The sequence below is a fragment of the Rhizobium sp. CC1099 genome, assembly GCF_029714385.1.
GTDB lineage: Bacteria > Pseudomonadota > Alphaproteobacteria > Rhizobiales > Rhizobiaceae > Rhizobium.
This window is the reverse complement of the sequence record NZ_CP121642.1, coordinates 933,724-952,551: the sequence shown is the minus strand read 5'-3', so window position 1 is coordinate 952,551 and position 18,828 is coordinate 933,724. Positions and strand designations below refer to the sequence as shown.

At 57.8% G+C, this 18,828-nt stretch carries 18 protein-coding genes; 7 read left to right on the top strand and 11 right to left on the bottom strand.

What is annotated here, in order from left to right:
• Positions 1-8: 8 nt before the first annotated feature.
• Both QA644_RS25730 and QA644_RS25725 read right to left on the bottom strand, forming a co-directional pair.
• Positions 9-257 carry a hypothetical protein gene (locus QA644_RS25730; protein ID WP_194731320.1) on the bottom strand — a complete coding sequence of 83 codons (249 nt, stop codon included), beginning with the start codon at positions 255-257 and terminating at the stop codon, positions 9-11.
• 67 nt (positions 258-324) lie between these two features.
• Positions 325-738 carry a hypothetical protein gene (locus QA644_RS25725; protein ID WP_239600934.1) on the bottom strand — a complete coding sequence of 138 codons (414 nt, stop codon included), beginning with the start codon at positions 736-738 and terminating at the stop codon, positions 325-327.
• A 463-nt stretch (positions 739-1,201) separates the two neighbouring features.
• Between QA644_RS25725 and QA644_RS25720 the strand changes: the two genes are divergently transcribed.
• Positions 1,202-1,675: a LysE family transporter gene (locus QA644_RS25720; protein WP_283073810.1), complete on the top strand. Its 474-nt coding sequence runs from the start codon at positions 1,202-1,204 to the stop codon at positions 1,673-1,675.
• Positions 1,676-1,872: 197 nt separating this feature from the next.
• On the opposite strand, the gene QA644_RS25715 is transcribed toward QA644_RS25720, so the two are convergent.
• Positions 1,873-2,652: a DUF1194 domain-containing protein gene (locus QA644_RS25715; RefSeq protein ID WP_283074027.1), complete on the bottom strand. Its 780-nt coding sequence runs from the start codon at positions 2,650-2,652 to the stop codon at positions 1,873-1,875.
• 397 nt (positions 2,653-3,049) lie between these two features.
• Here QA644_RS25715 and QA644_RS25710 point away from each other — a divergent pair, with 397 nt between their 5' ends.
• The gene (locus QA644_RS25710; protein ID WP_283073809.1) at positions 3,050-4,246 is read left to right on the top strand and encodes a GGDEF domain-containing protein; all 1,197 of its coding nucleotides are present in this window, start codon (positions 3,050-3,052) and stop codon (positions 4,244-4,246) included.
• 135 nt (positions 4,247-4,381) lie between these two features.
• Here QA644_RS25710 and QA644_RS25705 read toward each other — a convergent pair whose 3' ends face one another.
• The 4 genes from QA644_RS25705 to QA644_RS25690 form a co-directional block, all read right to left on the bottom strand.
• Positions 4,382-5,416: a fatty acid desaturase gene (locus QA644_RS25705; RefSeq protein ID WP_283074026.1), complete on the bottom strand. Its 1,035-nt coding sequence runs from the start codon at positions 5,414-5,416 to the stop codon at positions 4,382-4,384.
• A gap of 82 nt (positions 5,417-5,498) precedes the next feature.
• Positions 5,499-5,858 (bottom strand): DUF6481 family protein, encoded by a 360-nt coding sequence (locus QA644_RS25700; RefSeq protein ID WP_283073808.1) that lies wholly within the window; start codon positions 5,856-5,858, stop codon positions 5,499-5,501.
• A gap of 188 nt (positions 5,859-6,046) precedes the next feature.
• On the bottom strand, positions 6,047-6,256 hold the full coding sequence (locus QA644_RS25695) for a cold-shock protein (protein WP_074073049.1): 210 nt from the start codon (positions 6,254-6,256) through the stop codon (positions 6,047-6,049).
• A gap of 257 nt (positions 6,257-6,513) precedes the next feature.
• On the bottom strand, positions 6,514-6,759 hold the full coding sequence (locus QA644_RS25690; RefSeq protein WP_283073807.1) for a hypothetical protein: 246 nt from the start codon (positions 6,757-6,759) through the stop codon (positions 6,514-6,516).
• Positions 6,760-7,883: 1,124 nt separating this feature from the next.
• Here QA644_RS25690 and QA644_RS25685 point away from each other — a divergent pair.
• Positions 7,884-8,093: a cold-shock protein gene (locus QA644_RS25685; RefSeq protein WP_092588292.1), complete on the top strand. Its 210-nt coding sequence runs from the start codon at positions 7,884-7,886 to the stop codon at positions 8,091-8,093.
• Between the two features lie 744 nt (positions 8,094-8,837).
• On the opposite strand, the gene QA644_RS25675 is transcribed toward QA644_RS25685, so the two are convergent.
• From QA644_RS25675 to QA644_RS25660, 4 genes are all read right to left on the bottom strand, one after another.
• Positions 8,838-9,047, bottom strand: a complete 210-nt coding sequence (locus tag QA644_RS25675; protein WP_040115276.1) for a hypothetical protein — start codon at positions 9,045-9,047, stop codon at positions 8,838-8,840.
• Between the two features lie 452 nt (positions 9,048-9,499).
• Positions 9,500-11,284, bottom strand: a complete 1,785-nt coding sequence (locus QA644_RS25670; protein WP_283073806.1) for an ABC transporter ATP-binding protein — start codon at positions 11,282-11,284, stop codon at positions 9,500-9,502.
• Positions 11,285-11,393: 109 nt separating this feature from the next.
• The gene (locus tag QA644_RS25665; protein WP_283073805.1) at positions 11,394-12,497 is read right to left on the bottom strand and encodes a glycosyltransferase family 2 protein; all 1,104 of its coding nucleotides are present in this window, start codon (positions 12,495-12,497) and stop codon (positions 11,394-11,396) included.
• Positions 12,498-12,500: 3 nt separating this feature from the next.
• Positions 12,501-13,679: an acyltransferase gene (locus QA644_RS25660; protein WP_074071661.1), complete on the bottom strand. Its 1,179-nt coding sequence runs from the start codon at positions 13,677-13,679 to the stop codon at positions 12,501-12,503.
• 781 nt (positions 13,680-14,460) lie between these two features.
• Here QA644_RS25660 and QA644_RS25655 point away from each other — a divergent pair.
• From QA644_RS25655 to QA644_RS25640, 4 genes are all read left to right on the top strand, one after another.
• Entirely contained in the window at positions 14,461-15,804 is a 1,344-nt protein-coding gene (locus QA644_RS25655; protein ID WP_283073804.1) for an extracellular solute-binding protein, read from the top strand.
• Positions 15,805-15,880: 76 nt separating this feature from the next.
• Positions 15,881-16,771: a sugar ABC transporter permease gene (locus tag QA644_RS25650; protein WP_283073803.1), complete on the top strand. Its 891-nt coding sequence runs from the start codon at positions 15,881-15,883 to the stop codon at positions 16,769-16,771.
• 7 nt (positions 16,772-16,778) lie between these two features.
• The gene (locus QA644_RS25645) at positions 16,779-17,666 is read left to right on the top strand and encodes an ABC transporter permease subunit (protein WP_283073802.1); all 888 of its coding nucleotides are present in this window, start codon (positions 16,779-16,781) and stop codon (positions 17,664-17,666) included.
• A gap of 30 nt (positions 17,667-17,696) precedes the next feature.
• Complete coding sequence (locus QA644_RS25640; protein ID WP_283073801.1) at positions 17,697-18,827, top strand: sn-glycerol-3-phosphate import ATP-binding protein UgpC; 1,131 nt, start codon at positions 17,697-17,699, stop codon at positions 18,825-18,827.
• Position 18,828 lies beyond the last annotated feature (1 nt).

Below are 18,828 nucleotides of genomic sequence, written 5' to 3'. Positions count from 1 at the left end.
TGGCGGTTCTACTGCAGGGTCACGTGAGCCGGATACGCACGAGCCATCTCTGGACGTTGCTCGAACGTCCGGCGGAGCAACCGCGCTGCGTCGTCCATGATGAAGACGAGGTCCGTAAGGCGCTCGATCTCCGTGTGAATTCGATATACCTCGACGTCGTCGAGACTTCCACTTCCGATCAGCCTTCTCGCCTTTTCGACCAAGCGTTCTGTCCGGTCAACGATGTCCAGGCTGCGGCGTATAATGACTTCGAGCATGCGTGTCCTCTCGCTTGCATGACGCAGCGTGAGGAAGAATCGATCAACAGGCAATCCCTAAATGTGACTAAAGACGGTCGCGGATACGGTCGTAAAGATCGCGTACTTCGTCGAGAGCCCGGTCGTAGCGTGAACGAGGCGTCGATGATCGAAGACCGGCGATCGCAAAGGCAAACGCACCGGCGACCGCAGCGGCGGCCAGGAGTGATGAAACAGGATAGAGCTTAACCGTTGCTTCAGTCTGACGTGCGGCTTGTCTTGCGCCACCCTTTACGGATTGCGCGGCGTCGGAAATCTGCTGCCGCAACGCCTCCATCTGCTTGCGCAGGGCGCTGATTTCTTCGCGAGGATCATAGTCCGGCTGAGGCGGAATGCCTAGCGCGGCGGTGTTGGTGTCGACAATCGCCTTGGGGACGGGCTCGCCGATCTTGGCACCTTTGGCAACCAAGGGCGCGGTGTCGGTTCGTTTGCGAGGCGGCATGGGCGGTCTCCGTGATGTGGTCTTTCCACGTTAACTGGAGCAGCCGGTCCTGCGTTCAAGCGCACCAGCCTGTGGACCTCGCAGTCGAATTGCTGATGACGGAGCGTTTAGGCCGCGCAGTCCAGATGGCCCACGAAGCTTCGATCAGCTTCGCGGCGACGTCATCAACCTTCGTCGTCGAGTCCAACGGTTGCGCTGTAGAACGTGTCGTCAGGCAGAACCTCGTAGTAGCGGATCTGCGATGTACCGCTTCGGTAAGGATTGCGACATCCGGCCCTGTCCGACATATACAGCAGCTGTGGCTTTCCAGGTCCTCAACCTGTCGAGATCATCGCTAGTTAGGTCCTTGTGGACCAGCTCCACTTCAATCAGGTTCGTTTGGTGATGGCCCGTTATAAGGGGCGAGCGAAACACCCTGGCCAGTCCACTCCCTGAGGAGTGGCCTCTGACAGCTCACTTATGCGTGGACTTAAGAACGTGGCTGACGCTATCTGAACGCCACTTCCACGTGTTGGATTTCTCGCTCCACGTCGCAGGCGGCGCCTATCTGTTGTGGATTGGGATCAAGATCTGGCGCGGCGCCGCTGACCCTGTCCAGATCGCCAACGACATGCCGACACATCAAGGCTCATCGCGGAGAGCCTTTGTCCGAGCGCTTTTGGTACAGCTCGCGAATCCGAAAACCGCAATCTTTTATGCATGGATGTTTGCGGCGATGCTTCCGGCGTCCCCACCCTTTTGGATGCTGATCGTCCTGCCGCCTTTGCTCTTCTGCAACGAATTCGTCTGGTACGCGATTGTCGCTTTCGCTTTCTCGTTCAGAAAGCCGCGTTCCGTTTACCTGCATTCCAAGCAATGGATCGACCGAGCAACAGGGGCCGTCGTAGGGGCGTTCGGCGTGAAGCTGGTGATAGAAGGCATGGGGGCTGCGCGATAGATAATGGAGCGTCAGCGACGGGCGTTCGTTCAATAAATATCCGGCGTTCAGCAAGTTGCCGAAAGCGCATTTTTGGTGAGCACCGCCGTCACGGGCTCTTTGTCGCCGAACGAAGAACCGGTCGCCCGGTAGAGCCAGCGGACTGAGAGACGCAATTGCAAGTACCGAACGGAAACGGGATGGGAGGACAGTGAAACTCAGCGGTTGAACAGGTCCTGCCACTGCTTCTCGCCAATCATGCAGTCGGTAGCCGATATGTCGCCGGCAATTTTTTGCATCACCGCCGACGGGGTAAGGCCACTGATCTCCATGACTAGCTTACGGCGCACAGCAACGGCGAAATCCTCGATCTTGCGAACTGGCAGCACGAAGGATCCGGGGCCGCCGACTACGCAATCCGCATAATATTTGTCGAGCCCGCTCGAAGCCTCGGCAGGTCTCAGCATAATTGCGAGACCGTTGATGACGATGCCTGCCCTTAACGCCTTGTCCCGGGTGGACATGACCGGATCGCCGGAATTGTTTGGCCCGTCCCCGGAAACATCGATCACCTTCCTCATGCCGTCATAGGGGCTGGAGACTATCATTGTGGCGCCTTGGGCTATCGCAGCGGAGATCGATGTACGACGCTGCGTGCTGATCGGTCGCGCTTCCAGCTTATCGGCGAAATCGATCGCATCCTGCTGCGTCTCGATTACCTGCCACTCGATCACGGAATCGGGCACAACATAGCCTGCCCATTCAAAATAGCTGATGACGATGCGGCCGGTGAGACCGCCCTTCACCGCGTCGATGAATTCCTTGTGCTTGAGCGCTTCGATATAGCCCTCACGCTGGATGCGAACTTCCTCATAATCCATGGACCGTGAGGTATCGACAGCAAGGACAAGCTCGACATCGACCTCGCCTTCCGAAGCTTGCGCCACTGTCGAGGCGAGACCGGAGAGGCTGATGAGAACCGCAAGCGTCGTAAACATCGTCAACCAATCACTGCGTTATTCACGCAAAGGACTGTAACACAGCTTGGTCCGAGAATGACCCTCGACTACCTGCGTCCCTTCAACTTTCAGTGAGAGAGGGAAATCTGGCTCTGTCGCCCGGCATCCGACGCGTGATCAGTCCCGATCTCGACGACCGGGGTCGACACGAACTGCAAAGTTGTCGGGTGTACAGCGGCATTGATTGCACGAATTTGCGGCTGAACACGAAAATGGTTGCGATCATGGCAATCCATTTTCAGGGCGCCCTGCCATGCTTGCCTGCGGCAGATATTCCGCTAGTTGGGTGCAAATGGATGTCCAGGAGAATGCAGTTCCCATCGGTTCGTTGAATACGTCCAAACAGGTGCCGCTTCACGTGCAGGACCCAGCTGCCATGGCGGAAGTTGAACGGCTTCTCACACGCCGTACACGTGACATCCGTCTCAAAGGCGAGCTTCGTCGCCTGTTTCGGGAGCGCTCCTGGTCGCGAACGGCCAAGATCGTTCGCGCCTGGATGATATGGGTAGCTTTGTTGGATGTGCTGACGCTGTCGCTCAACATGTTGATGCTTCCAAGAGCCGTCACCCTGCCGATGCTCCCGCCGAGCAGCATCCTCCCGGCAGTCGCTATGGCCATCGCCGTTGTTTGGCAAAGGCCGCGCGCGCCCTGGCTCCAAGGGTTCTCGCTGATTGCCGGCATGTTCCTCATTCTCTTGTCGATCGCATTGGTGGGCGTGAGCGCGGGTGGCGAGTTCTACGAGCGGCACTTGAACATCATGCTGTTCGTGGCGATTACAGCCATCATCATCTTTGGCATACCATTGGCTTGGACGGTGACGATCGCCGTTTTGGCGCTCGGCCTTTATCTCGTTTTTCAGTTGCTGAACCCGGGCCTTGAAATCGGGAGCGCCGTGGCTGCGACGCTGTTTTTTGCCAGTGGTATCATTGCAACGGTCGTTGCCAGACGGACCATGACGATTCTTGCCCAGAAGACTTTCCTTCTTGAGCTTCGAGACCGCAGCCGTGTCGCCGAACTGGCCGACGCAAATGGCAAACTTGAGCATCTCGCAAGAACCGATCCCCTAACCGGGATCGCAAACCGGCGCTGGATGATGGAAACACTCGATCGCCTCTGGGGCGGCGGCACCAAATGCCCTGCAGGCGCAGCCATGCTGATGTGCGATATCGATGAGTTCAAGAACCTGAATGATCGTCTCGGCCATGCCGAGGGCGATCGCTGTCTCGTCGAGGTTGCCGATATTATCCAGGACTGCGTGAGGCGCGATCGGGATCATGTGGCGCGCTACGGCGGCGAAGAGTTCCTTGTTCTGCTTCCAGGGGTGGACGCGCGCGGAGCCATCGCTGTGGCTGAAGAAATTCGCAAGAGCGTCGAAGCCGGCACCTTTGCCAATCCTGGATCGCGCGTCTCCCGTTACGTCACCCTGAGCATTGGAGTGGCGGTACAGGCTCCAGCCGCAGAGGCGGCATCGCCCGAGCAGCTTCAGCGTCAGGCCGATGCGGCGCTTTACCTTGCGAAACAGGCCGGTCGCAATCGCGTGGTGCTCCACGGACCGGTTTCATCGAGCATCTAAGCTCGCCTGTCCCGATACGGAGTGGAATCTCGGTCAGTATGCTCAATCATAGTCTCGTCTTCGCGGTCATGCTGGTTTTAGAAGACAGCCGCGGCCGCTCCACCGGGAACCGAGCCCGATTCCCGCGTGTCGGGATTAAGCCGCCGCTGTCGCGGCGTCACGAAATGAAACGAGTTTCTGGCGTCGATCATCCCATAGCACAAGCCCGACGCATTGCAGGCTTTGCCAAAGTGTAATGCGCCCGATTCCAGCAAGTTGCGGATAGTCGCGCAGCACTTCGGGCAGCCGGTAATAGGGTATGCGGCTCGACAGGTGATGGATGTGGTGGATGCCGATGTTGCCGGTCATCCATCGCAGCACCAGCGGCAAGTCGTAATGGGACGCACCGTGAAGGGCAGCTTCCGGAAACCGCCAGTCGTCGCCCGTTGACCAGTGCGTATCCTCGAACTGATGCTGGACGTAGAAGAGCCATATGCCGGCCGCACCCGACACCAGCACGATCGGCAGGTGGATCAGCAGGAACGGCCAGACCCCCACAATCCACATCATCAAGCCTCCGAGTGTGGCGACGGCAAGGTTTGTGCCCATTGTCGATACCCAGGGAAGCGCTCCGGAGTTCATCATTCCGATTGGCAGGCGCTGCTTGAAGAGGAAGAGCCAGGCCGGGCCGATGCCGAACATCACGAGTGGGTGCCGGTAGAGGCGATAGCCGAGCCGTCTCATGGGCGAAAGGGCACGGTATTCTGCAACCGTCAGGGTCGTGATGTCGCCAACACCCCGCTCGTCCAGATTGCCAGCCGATGCATGATGGGCGGCGTGCGCACGGCGCCAATAATCGTAAGGGGTCAGCGTAAGCACGCCAATGACACGCCCTGTCCAATCGTCGATGCCGCGACGGGCGAAGAACGAGCCATGGCCGCAATCGTGCTGGATCATAAACAGGCGCAGCAGGAAGGCTGCAGCCGGAATGACTGCGGCCAGCCCGTACCAGAATCCGTAAGCGAGGGAAAAATAGGCGACAGCCCAGCACCCTGCGAACGGGATGACGGTGACAATCAGCTCGAAGGCGCTGCGACGAACCCGCGGCTGACGGTATTTCGCCAGGGTCTTCAACCAAGCTGCGACATTGTCTTCAGCAAGTGAGGCAGGTGTATAGACATTTGCATTCATCAAAAGCAGTTCCTGTTCGCGCATCTTGCACCATCTGTGCGCGCATAACCCGTTTGCGCCCATTAACGCAGTGGTTTGCGCGTCAGGCTTGACGAGCCTTGCGTGCGGCATAACGGCGATCGCGTTCGGCCTTGCGTGCGGCTTCGGCGGCCGCGGCGCGTGAAACCTGATCGGCAATTTCTGCCTGACGAGATTCGGCTTCTGCCTTTTCCTCGGCCGCCGCGTCGGCAAGAATTCGCCGGTTCTGTGCCGCCTTCAATGCTTCCCGTTCGGCACGACGGAGCTCACGGGCCTGGGTCACCGCATCACGCGCGGCAAGTCGCTCCTGCATGGCGGGATCAGCCGATTTCGGGGCGGAGGCAAACTTTGCCAGAAGCTCTCGTTTGGCCTCAGCCGCAGCATCGCGGCGCTCGGCAAAGCCGTTGTCGGTGGGACGTCTCAACAGATATTCCTTTGGATCTCGTAAGGTAGCATGGGTGGAATGAATGCGCACCCAATGAAGGCCGGTGGCGCGCTGGTATCGTGCGCTCCTGAAGGAGCCTCAGTACGGAAAGAGGCCAGACACGAGCCTGGCCCCTTGAAGCTTCGTGCCGCCGTACCGGTACATCCGCGGTCATCGGCGGCTAAAGCTCAGGCGGCCCTGAGCTGGCTGGCAGACATCTTGCCCGACTTGCTGTCGCGCTCGAGCTCGAAACCGAGCTTCTGGCCCTCGACGATCGAATTCATCCCTGCACGTTCGACAGCCGAAATATGAACGAACACATCGGCGCTGCCATCATCAGGCTGGATGAAGCCGAAACCTTTGGTGGAATTGAACCATTTAACCGTGCCGGTCGTCATAACGAACCCTTTCTTTAGCAACATTGTTCACCGCTGAGCGATGCACAGCGAGTTTTCGACTTTTGAGAGAGGGAAGTTCGTCACGAAGCGCGAGGCGCAGCAAAAACAAATATCGGCAAACAAAGTATCGATGGTGCGAGTATAGACGCTTTGATCGTCACGTCAACTTCTTGTTTTGGCACCTAAAGGTGATACTACTTTTGATAGAATAGGACGAGACCAGTCGCGCCAGCCAGGTTGAGGGCATCATACGCGCTTCAGTTCTTTCGCCTGGGCAGAGGATATGCATCGGCTTCGTAAAACGTCTGCATCTGCTGACCATCGAAGCGGGCTTCCTCAACTTCCAGAACGGAACCGCGAAGCATCGAGGCAGGCATGTCCTCTATCGCAAAGCGGAGTGCTTCAGCGGCTGAATCAAACCTTTTGTATCGAAGGTGGCTCGTTCTCCTTACTGTCTTGCAGGGATAAAGTCCTGCAGCAGCACTGTAGTCAAACGGCGCCATGCGTGGGCTCCTTACGGGCAAATAACGTCAAGAGGTTGGCGCTCCTTGTGCGATTTTCGAGCCGCTGCTGCCTTTCAACGGGCCTGCGTTCTTTCATTCTGAGGATCTGCCTGGCGCGTATGGCCTCTAGCTTGGCAGCATTCGAACCTTCTGGCGCTGCGCGCCGGAACAGGCTTTCCGCCGTGTGGCGGGTCGTGTCTATCATAAAGGTATCCTAAAACGTGGATGCGCGAGGCAATAGCGTTCAGCGCAATTATCTTCCGCCAGGGCGGAATTCGGGACGTTCGCAGTTCTCGGATAGCCAAGCAGCCGGCCGAGCCGGCGAGATCAGGAAGCCGAAAGGCTGAAAGCGTAACAATGACATGGTGACGCGGGCCGCCCCTTTCAAGGCGCCGCCACAGCGTATCTTCGCAACAAGCACCTCCAGCGCCAACCACCACGGCCTTTATAAAGTCATCGGCCGGAGTTCACGAAAGGCAGTCATTCGGGCTTTCGCGTCCGGCGTCGTTTTCGCACGCTCTGCAGACTTGGTTCGTCCCTAGCTCCCACTTCTCCCGTCGAGGGCTTTGCCTCTTCTTCGGGCACCGCGGGATCCGGACGGACAGATAGTCCTCGCTTGCGACGGGACTGTTCCCGCTCTTTCAGCACTGCGAGATACCGCTCGCGAGCTTGTGGCATGGTCAATTCACCCGTGACCCAGCATTCGATCAAGGCATGAAAGGCTGGATCGGCATCAATTTCGAGACCGAGCCTGCGCGCGCGCCCAAATGCTTTTGTGACAGCCACCCGACGGCTTTCTATGCTCATGCAGAACTCCGATTCGTATCGAGCCAACCATGCCACGATCCTTTATAACGGCTATGTGTCGACTCACCAACATGAGGTAGTCCGGGCTAGCCGCAGCGAGTTGGCAGATGGCCGCACCTAGTCCCGACGATGTCTGATGCAGCCGGGGTTTTTGGTGGAGGTCTGCCGCCGCCGGCGATACGAGTAGGTCGTTGGTACCGGCAGGCGATCTCAGCAGAAAGGGACTTCGACAACCGGAGGACTGAAGTTGCCACTTGTCATCGCATGAGCGTTCTTCCAATGTATTTGAATGAGTTTCCAAAGATGAGGATCGGAAAATGCCGACGGGGACAGTGAAGTTCTTCAACCAAACCAAGGGCTTTGGCTTTATCCAGCCCGATGATGGCTCAACCGACACGTTCGTTCATATTTCCGCCGTCCAGCGGTCGGGTCTTACCAACTTGAGCGAAGGCCAGAAGATCAGCTACGAGATCGTCCAGGATCGCCGGTCGGGCAAATCGTCCGCCGAGAACCTGAAGGTACTATAGATAAAGGAAGACGGGCACCCCAGGAAGAAGCGTTTTGGCTCGAACGGCGCCTCGTACGCCAGCATCGCCTGCGGCCGAAGCGAGGCGTGCATGCCAAAGCAAATCGCTGGACCGTATTGCTCGCTTCACTGGCGGCTCTTTTCTTCCTCTGCGTCCGACCAGATGTTCCTGCACAGGCTGCCTCCCGAGTTATGAGTTTGCAAATCTCGCCTCCCCTCGAGATTTTGGCAACCAGCGCCAACCGCCCATAAGTCTACCGAACCGCAATAAACGTCCCGTGCAGACGGAATGCAGGGTTAAGCCAGACTTTCAACGGCTATTGGTTTGACGGGTTTCACCCCAGAAATGCTGACGCGCGCAGGACCGACGGAGGACTGAACAAGACAATACCACGGCAGCGGCGCACGCCCTCCTCTCCCGACGGTGACGTTCGCCGTCAACTCTATGCGGTCATTCAGGCCTGGTACTCCGGTCACAACCTTGCCACCCCAAGGGCCGCAAGGGCCAAGGCTATTCTCTCACCTGGTTTAAAAACTGCCATCGCTCCGAATAGGTCCGCCAGATATTTCCCGCGGTCTCGATGTCATGGGGAACGGCAGTCGCGACTAACGTCTCGTTCATAGGCACGTTCACCGTGAATGTGAGCAGCAGTCCGAAAACCAGATAGACGACCCGCTGCGGCAAACCACAGCGCGGGCGCCTTGCGCGACCGACTTGTCGGGTGCGTGCACGTGCGAGGTCTCGTTAATGCATCGAATGCATGTCTTCCTGGCGCAACTGGTCGATGGCATCCAACGCCTCTTCGGCAGACCAGCCCGCTCGAAGCGCGGCCGCGATCAGACGCACTTCAGCTTCCTGCTCAAGCTTCAGATAGAGCCCCTCAAGAGCTTCTCTTGCAGTGACGACATGTTCGTCGTGGGGCACGACATGGGGAATTCTTTCAAGCTGTGGCATGTTGATCTCCGCTAATAGCTGCTCCTCTTGAAGCCTTGCCCGTCCGGCGGCACGTTGGCGTTCTTTCCATTATCGTCGCGAAGGGCGGCAGTCTCCTTGAGGACGAGCTTGACGCCCGAGCCATTGTTCGCACGTCAAGAATGATCCTTCGAAGGGCATTGCCATCTTCTTCACTTTGATGCCCTCAACCGTCAGCTAGCGCGTAGGCTAAAGGGGTCAACTGAAAATGTTAGCGGGATAACAACTTCGGATGAGCGGAGCAGGCGGCGGCGCGTCACAGCTGACCGGGCGGTGGCTCGCTGCGTTCGACTGGCGCTGGAGCAGATCATCGTTCAACGCGTTAAGCGACTCGGACAGGACGCATCGATATCGGAAAGGACCATGCCTGCGGCGAAGGCAAAGCGAAAACGACTGACAATCATGCGCAATCAAGGGCCGAAGCCTTCCTGCCCTTAGGAAGAGAGCGTTGCGTGCTCGTAGAGTTGGTCCATGCTTAAAGTCGCGATTTCGGCAAACGGGGACTGGTTCCTGACGCGGCCGCCATCAAGGATCACGACGTCGTCGCAAAATGAGATCGTGCTGCGGTGATGGCTGATGACGATCGTCGCACGACGACCAGCTCTTGATTTCAAGGTCTCCACGATCGCTGCTTCAGACAATCCGTCCATGGCGTTCGTGGCCTCGTCCAGGATGAGGATTTCCGGATCGCGCACGAGGGCCCTTGCCAGGGCGATCCGCTGCCGTTGACCAGCCGAAAGGCTGGCTCCCCTATAGCCGACGATCGTCTCATATCCGTCAGGAAGCTTCTCGATGAACTCATGCGCCTCGGCAAGCTTGGCTGCGCTCTCCGCCTCGGCCAACGAGGCGTTGTGACCATAGGTAATATTCTGGAGAATAGTGCCGTCGATCAGCTCAAGGTCCTGGCTGGCGAGCGCAATTTGCCTTCGCCACAGGACGGGATCGATTTGATTAAGAGGGGTGCCATCGGCCAGAATGTCTCCTTCATCGGGCTCCACAAATCGACACAGAAGATTGACGATTGTCGTTTTTCCAGCACCCGACCGTCCGATAATGGCCGTCGAACGACCTTGGCGAATTTCGAAAGTCGCGGCGCGCAGCACGACGGGTCGCGAGCCAGACCCCGGATATTTGAAAGTCACGCGATCAAACTTGATCCGCTGAACAGGCGCATGAAGCTGGCCGTCGCCTGCAGGCGGCGGCGGCTTGTCTGACGAATCCAGAAGCCATCTGACCTCTTCCAAAGAGCCGCTCCAGCTCTGCACTTGGCTCCATGCCATTTGCAGTGAACGGACGTGTGGCTGCAGCCGATAGAGTAGGACCACGAAAGCCACGATAATCGGAAAACTCACTCCCCAAAGCCAGGCGCCGACGACGACTGCTAGAAACAGACCCGAATGAAGCGTCTCGGTCAGCGGCGGCAGTGCAGCCTGGCGGGATTGGAGGACGAAACCCGCTTTTCGTACGGCATCTGAAGCGAAACCAAAGACTGCTTTTTCTCGCTGCTCCTGTCCGAATGCACGAATCAGCCGTCCGGCATGTACGAGATGAAGCATCCTGGCGGCGAGCTCACCGTTGAACGAAGTGACATTGCGGCTCGGGGCTTTCAGACTGGCCGACAAGATCGCATGAATGGCCTGGATCAGAACAAGCCCCAATGCGACACACAGCGTCATCTGCCATGAAAGAAGCAGGAGAAAGGCGAGCAAAATGACGACGGCCGAGGCGGACACGATCGAAGCGAGCATAGTTTGTATCGCATCCGAAGCCCGCCAGGATTCGTTGGAGATGATATTGAGCAGCCGCCCAGGGCTTTGCTGGAGAAAAAACGGGTACCCGATCGTCAAAAGCTGCCCCGCAAGAGAGCTGCGGATCGCATGGCCGGCTTTGCCGTAGATGAAATTGGCAAGCACGGCGTTGGCGAACGCCAGCACATTCTTCAGGGTGATCAATCCAAGGATGGCGGCAGCGATCGCGATCAGCCTTGCGCGGTCATCCAGGCCGGCGCCCACTTGCTGGAAGACGGCTGAGAACCCGGCCATTCCTGAGGGATCCTTCTCGCCGGCAATGATGCCGAGCATGGGAATAATAAGGCCAATGCCAGTGCCTTCAAGGACAGCGCTGCTGAGCCCAAGAACGACGACAACCGCAATGAGGCCGATCTTTTTGCCCAGAGCCTGACGCAATAGCCGAAAGCTCGACATAATGAATTCTAGCATGGCGGTTGTGACCTCAGCAGGCGAGTTATCTGGTCGATCGGGTTTACCTCTGACAGCTCCCGTCGTACGAAGGTGACAGGAGGTGCAAGCGCGGCAGCACCCCCCGCCACTATGCGAGCCCCTGAAGCGGCGGGACCATTTTGACCGGCACCGACTGGCAGTAACGCGCCAGCGCATCCGCTCGCCGGGTGGCCCCATCTGAAAAGCGGCACAACCACGGGGCATGAACGGCGGAGCGAAGTCCATATCGCTCCCGCCGTCGAATGACCTGCCACTTTCCGGTTCGCGTGAGAAACTCGTGGGTTAGTTCGGGACGCTGCTCATCGGCAATGAGCTGATAGAGGAAATAGAAGAAACACAAGGCTCCGTCCGCATAGCTGGAGGACGCCGGCGCACCTTGCTTGGCAATTTTTCTTTCCAGCGTGAGAATGCAATCTGCCACACGGCGTACCGTGTCCAGTGTGACGTCTGCGCCGATGTCATGAAGAGCGTCGGGGTCATCGTTAAGAGATTGCCGCTCGAGGTTCTCTGCAACGATCTTCAGATGGATTCGACGCATTTGGTGCTTATGTCTGCTCGTGACACTGTCGGAGTGAATACGATAGGCGACCAGGCTATCATCGATCATTGCCGCGGGAAACTCTCGTGCGATTCGCCTGAAAAGATCGAAATCCTCCGCATGCACATAACCGGCGTCATATACCAGCATGTCTTCGGGAACGACCCTTCGGTTAAACATCACGGTCGAGTGCAAGAAGATCGTAAAGAACAGCGACAGTATGTGCCAATCCCCGGACTGATAGATCGGATTTGGCTTGCCGCGCACCACGCGATTACCGAGAAGCTGATCGATGCCCGTTCCACTCATGGCGAGCTGGGGCTGCTGGGCAAAAAGTGCCACCTGGCGTGAAAAGCGGGACGGATAGGAAATGTCGTCTGCATCCATCCTGGCGATCAGGTCGCCCCTCGCCAAGGCGATGCCCTCATTCAAGGTCGCAACGAGCCCGCGGTTCTCCCGCGAAACGATGCGCACGCGATCGTCGACTTTTCGATACCGTTGGAGAATACTCAACGACCGATCGGTCGAGCCGTCGTCAAGTGCAATCACTTCAAAGCGCCCATAGTCCTGGCGCAGAATGCTCTCCAGCGCTGCAGCAACGTAAGGTTCGCCGTTATAGACAGGCAGCACAACAGAGATCAATGGAACAGACATCGTTCAGCTCGCATGTTCATCGGAAATGCCGCGATTGGCATAGCTGCGGCGATAGGCTGAAGCATCATATTCCCGTCCCCCGGCCTCACTTTGCTTGATAGACGACGGAAGGTAGGCGAAGCTTCCGGAGCGGACGTAGGGAAAGTAGCGTTTGAGCTGGTTGAGCGGTCTTTCGAAAGCCAGCCAAGAGATTGAAGCGACCATCAAGGTGGCTGTTGTTCCAATCACAAAGCGTGAAGGACCCTGTTCTGAGACATTCACCGGAATCCAGGGTTGAGCCTTGACGATCAGCGAAAGGACAATTGGATGGAAAAGATAAACGCCGTAGCTTATGCGCCCGATGGCGACAATCGGCGAGAGCTCCAACAGGCGGCCGAAGGCGCCTCGCAGGCCTGACGAACAACATCCAACCAGCAATACGAATGGTACGAGGGGAGTAAGCTCGCGACCGATCCATGCCAGCCATTCAAGCGCCGGCGGCATGGCGGCTGATTTCAGCCAGAGGAAAATGACGGCGACGACAGTTAAGGGAACCCAGCTAAGCCGTATCCATTGTGGCCAGACATCGGTTCTGCTTCGATGGACTGCAAGGAACGCGCCTGCGACGAGCGCATCCATCGACGCTGGAGGAAGAAGGTCACGCGCGAGAGACGGTGTGCCTGTCAGTGGCCAGTAGAAACGATATCCCAGCGAAAATGTGATGACGGCGATGCAAATCGGTACGATCAACCGGCGCGGCGCGAACAGGATGACCAGCGGCCAAGCGATGTAAAACTGCTCCTCGATGCTTAGGCTCCAAGTGTGGCACAACACCCACGGCGTCCATTCATCACGAAGGGCATACCAGAAATTTGAGAGATAGAGCGCGTGCCATTTGAGGCTGCCCCGAGCGCCTTCAAGGTCGACAAGCCAGACGAAGCCTAGGACTGCGAAGTACGGGGGAAATATCCGAAGTGCGCGGCGAAGATAGAACGATTTCAGCGCATTGCCTGGCTCATATTGGATTGCCGAGCGCGCTTCTAAGAGAAGCCGCGTTATCAAGAAGCCGCTAAGTACAAAGAACAGTCGGACGCCCAGATGGCCCAAAACTGATCCTTCGGCTGCCAAGAAATGGTCGTACAGCACCATTGAAATGGCAAAAGTCCGAAGACCATCCAGTTGCCGATCGCGTGCATGAAACATGGATCCCCCTCAGTCTCGTAGGCCCCTCGTCGCCGAAGCAACGCCCGGCTGCACTCCTGCAGCCTGCTGCTATTATTCCGTTCCCGATGAGGCGGATCGAAGTATCAAAGCGCTTCCTAAAAATTCGGGGGAATCGGGCCAAACTGTGACGCTAACGCCATATCAGACTTTAGTCCGATATGGCTCCGTAGCGCCTGCCTCGACTTCGACTGTGTTCTGCGCACCCATGCCCTCGGGCAAACAAGCCGGTGCGACGCCACCTCCAAGGAAGTCGGCGCAACCGGTTGCCGCTATGCTGTGGCCGCCATTGTGCCCGTCAATTAAGAGCTCCAAGCATTTCACGTGGGTGGCCGCATCCTGCCTGTCGCCGAGAGCGGACGGTCCTTCCGAGCACGTTCCAAGACTGCCTGGAAGGACGGCAGTTTCGTGAGGGTGCCGAACCCATCGGCCAGCAACCAGCGGCAGGTAGCCGGAACATCTGGTGGTCACTTGCCAACGAGGACGATTTTGCATCACATCTGCGAGCGCCTGTACCACGTCCATTCATCATGGTGCGATTGTCCGGGCCAGCAAGCCGCAAGCGGCTTTCGGCCTGAAATTCCTCGGTCGCGCACACTTATAAACAGCTCTCGGCGCGGTGAACGGAATTGCAGACTTCGTCATTTAAATTTCACGGAAGTTAACGCTGACTGTCACATTGGACTGCTAGCTGAAGCAGCGAACGAACCATGGCCACCTAAGGCGCCAGCGGTCATCTTTATCCGTGCAAGGAGCATTTACGATGAGACTCACTGTTCTTCAATCAGCTCTGGCGTCCCTCCTGGCCGCCACCGCATTTGGTGCTGGTCCGGCCCATGCAGAGAAGACCAAATTCGAATTCTGGTACGGCCTGTCGGGCGATCTCGGGGAGCGCGTGCAAGACGCCTGCAAAAAGTTTAACGACATGCAGGCTGACTATGAAATCGTCTGCACTTCGCAGAACAGCTATGACACGACGCTTCAGAACACGATTGCCGCCTATCGTGCCAAGAAGCAGCCGGCGATCACCCAGATCTACGACGCCGGAACGCTCGACATGATGCTCTCCGGAGCGTTCGTACCGGCCAAGAAACTGATGGCCGACAACGGCTACACGATCGACTGGACCAACTATTTCAGCGGCATCGCCAATTACTACGCGACAGCTGGTGGGGAGTTGAACTCCTTCCCGTTCAACTCTTCAACCGCCATGTTCTATTACAATGTCGACGCTTTCCAGAAGGCCGGCATCGACTTCAAGCCGGAAACCTGGGAAGAGGTCGAGGAAGCCGCTCGCAAGCTGAAGGCGGCGGGTTTCGATTGCCCGCTCGGCTTTAACTTCGATACATGGCAGATGATGGAGCAATTTTCCGCCATCCACAACCAGCCGATCGCAACAAAGGGCAACGGCTACCAGGGGCTGGACGCCGAACTGGTCTTCAACAAGACCAAATTCGTCGACCATGTGAAATTCTTCAAGAAAATGGTCGACGAGAAGCTGTTCGTCGTCAAAACGAAACAGCTCGGCATGGACATCGTCCCCGCGTTCACCTCGCAGACATGCCAGATGATTCAGACCTCGATCGCTGACCATGGCACGATTGGCAAGACGCTGCCGGAAGGCGTCAAGTGGGAGGTTGCGATGCTGCCGGTCTGGAAAGGCACGCAACGACAGAACTCGCTGGTCGGCGGCGCCTCGCTATGGGTCATGGCCGGCCGTCCGGAAGCCGAGTACAAGGGCGCATCCGCTTTCCTGAACTTCCTCGCCACGCCGGAAATGGCGCAATGGTGGTCGACGGTCACTGGCTACATTCCGGTCACCAAGACCGGCTTTGAAGCCATGAAGGCCAATGGCTTCTACGACAAGGCTCCTTACAAGGGCCGCGAGCTCGCGATCGCCAGCCTGACCTACACGCCGACCTCGCAGAATACCCGCGGTATCCGCCTCGGTGGTTTCACCCAGGTCCGCAAGGAGGTCTCTACGGCGCTGGAGGCGATTTTCATGCAGAATGCCGACGTGCAGGCTGAACTCGACCAGGCCGCCGATCGAAGCAACGCCGTGCTGCGCCGATTTGAAAAAACCTATGCCGGTCAGAAGCTGAACTGAGTTTCTCGTCAGCAAGAGCCTGCCGGTCGCATATGGCAGGCTCTTGTCCCTGAAGTACTTTTGGTTTGATTGATCCATGGAAAAGCGGGCCGTTTTCAAAAGCTGGTGGCTGCCAATTCTTTTCGCCCTGCCGCAGATTCTTCTGATCCTTCTCTTCTTCTACTGGCCGGCAATCGCGGTGATGAAGTGGGCTTTCACACTTGAGCCTCCCTTTGGCGGGGTAGCGGAATTTGTCGGACTGACGAATTTTGACGAGGTGTTCGCCGATCCATTCTATTGGAATTCCGTCGCCGTCAGCCTCATCTTCGCCCTTTGCGGAACTTGCTTCACTATCCTGGTCGGTCTCGTGCTGGCGATTGCAGTGGATCGGCGGCTGCCCGGTTCTGGGCTATTCCGGTTCCTCTATATCCTTCCATATGCAATCGCCGGACCGGCAGCCGGCATGGCCTTCCGGTTCATTCTGTCGCCAGAACGCGGGCTGATGGCCTCGGTCAATGCCGCGTTCCCTGATTTCTGGAACCCGGCAAAATACGGTGCCCACGCTCTCATCCTCGTCATCGTCATCTTTGCCTGGAAATGGACCGGTTACACGTTCATCTTCCTGTTGGCCGGCCTGCAATCCGTGCCGCGCTCTCTGACGGAAGCCGCCGCGATGGACGGCGCCGGACCTCTCCGTCGCGCGATCGATATCCAAGTTCCGCTGCTGGCGCCGACGCTGTTCTTTCTGCTCGTCATCATGATGACGGAGGGGTTTGTCGGTTCGGACACCTTCGGTATCGTACACAGCACGACTGGCGGCGGACCAAATCACGGCACCGAGGTGATGGTTTTTCGCATCGTGGACGAAGCGTTCAAGGGGCTCAACTACTCTGGCGCTTCCGCGCAGAGCATCGTCCTGATCGGCCTGATCATGCTCTTCACGTTCATCCAATTTCGCTTCATCGAGAAGCGTGTGCACTATAAGTGAGCCCGCCATGATCCAGCGCACGCCGATCGCCGATGCACTGACCTATCTGCTGATGGTCTTGGGCTTTATCCTGCTGATTGGCCCCTTTCTCGTCATTCTGGCCGGTGCCAGTCAAACGCTGCTACAGATCAACAGCGTGCCGTTCCATTTCCTTCCCCAGGACCGCTTCCTCGAAAACGCCTCCGCTGCCTGGTCGCGCGCCAATCTCGGCTCGGCCATGATCAACAGCTTCATCATGGCCTGTCTCGTCACCGTCGGCAAAGTGGCCCTTTCGGCCTGCACGGCCTTCGCCATCGTGTTCTTCCGCACGCCACTCAAGCATTTTTTCTTCTGGATCGTGTTCATCACGCTGATGCTACCGCTCGAAGTTCGCGTGGTGCCGACCTATGCCGTGGCCGCCGATCTTTTCCAGCCATTTCGATTACTGATTTCGGCACTGACCGGCATCGAGGTATCGGTCGAATGGAACCTGCTGAATTCCTATGCGGGCCTCACCCTGCCGCTGATTGCCACCGCAACAGGCACATTCCTCTACCGGCAATTCTTCATGACGCTGCCAAATGAGCTCGCCGAAGCCGCCCGCATGGACGGTTCCGGACCAGTGCGCTTTTTCGTCGACATGCTGATACCTCTTTCGCGCACCAACATGTTAGCGCTCACCACGATCATGTTCGTCTACGGCTGGAACCAATATCTTTGGCCGCTGCTGATGATCACAGACCCGGCCTACAAGACGACCATGATGTCGCTGAGCGCGCTGCTCCCTTCGGAAAACAGTTTGCCCGACTGGAATGTCACGCTGGCAGGTTCACTCATCATCATGGCGCCGCCGCTCGTCGTCGTTGCGGTGCTGCAACGCTGGTTCGTCCGTGGCCTGGTCGCCACCGAAAAGTGACCTGGCGATTTTAAGAAACGAGGTTCAAATATGGCTGACATCGATATCCGCGCCGTGCGCAAATCCTATGGAAAGACCCAGACGCTGCACGGCGTCGACCTGTCTTTTGCCTCGGGCGAATTTGTCGTCATTCTCGGTCCCTCTGGCTGCGGAAAGTCGACGCTTCTACGCATGATCGCTGGACTCGAGGAGATTACCGCCGGCGAAATCGCAATCAACGGTCGCGTCGTCAACAGGCTCGAGCCGCGCGAGCGCGGATGCGCCATGGTGTTCCAGAACTATGCGCTTTATCCGCATATGACCGTGGCCCAAAATATCGGTTACGCGCTGAAGGTAGCCGGTGTGTCAAAGGCCGAGCGCGAAACGCGTATCGAGGAGACGGCGAAGATCGTCGGGCTTTCCGAGTATCTTGCGCGCAAACCAGCAGCATTGTCCGGCGGCCAGCGTCAGCGCGTAGCGATGGCGCGCGCCATTATTCGTGAGCCGCAGGTGTTTCTCTTCGACGAGCCACTGTCGAATCTCGACGCCAAGCTGCGGGTGACCATGCGGGCGGAAATCCGCAAACTGCACCAACGTCTTTCAGCAACATCCGTCTTCGTCACCCATGATCAGATCGAGGCGATGACGCTTGCCGACAAGCTCGTGGTAATGAATAAGGGGCATGTCGAGCAGGTCGGTCAGCCGCTCGACATCTATCATCGGCCGGCAAGCATATTCGTCGCATCCTTCATCGGCTCTCCCGCGATGAACCTCTTCAATACACGCGTCGAGGTCGAGACTGCGTCGGTGCGTTTCGGCGGCGTGCAGGTCCCCATCGACCCTGCGCTTGCGGCCGGCTTGCGCGGAAGAGATGTCACGATCGGTATTCGACCGGAGCAATGTGCCGTTTCACTGGACGGCAGCGGCGTGCGAGCGACAATAGACTTCGTCGAGGAACTTGGCTCCGGTCGGGTCGCCCATGCCGAGATCGATGGCGAGCCATTTGCAGCCGTCATCAGCGAACACGTGAGCGTGCGTCCAGGCGATCGAGTAGGCCTGGAGTTACCCTCGTCCCAACTGCATGTCTTCGAGCGCGATAGCGGTCGCCGGATAGATATGAAGATCAATTCCAGCTCCCCGCATCCGGCGGCCGCCACCTCGACGCTGGCGATTGTTCACTGAT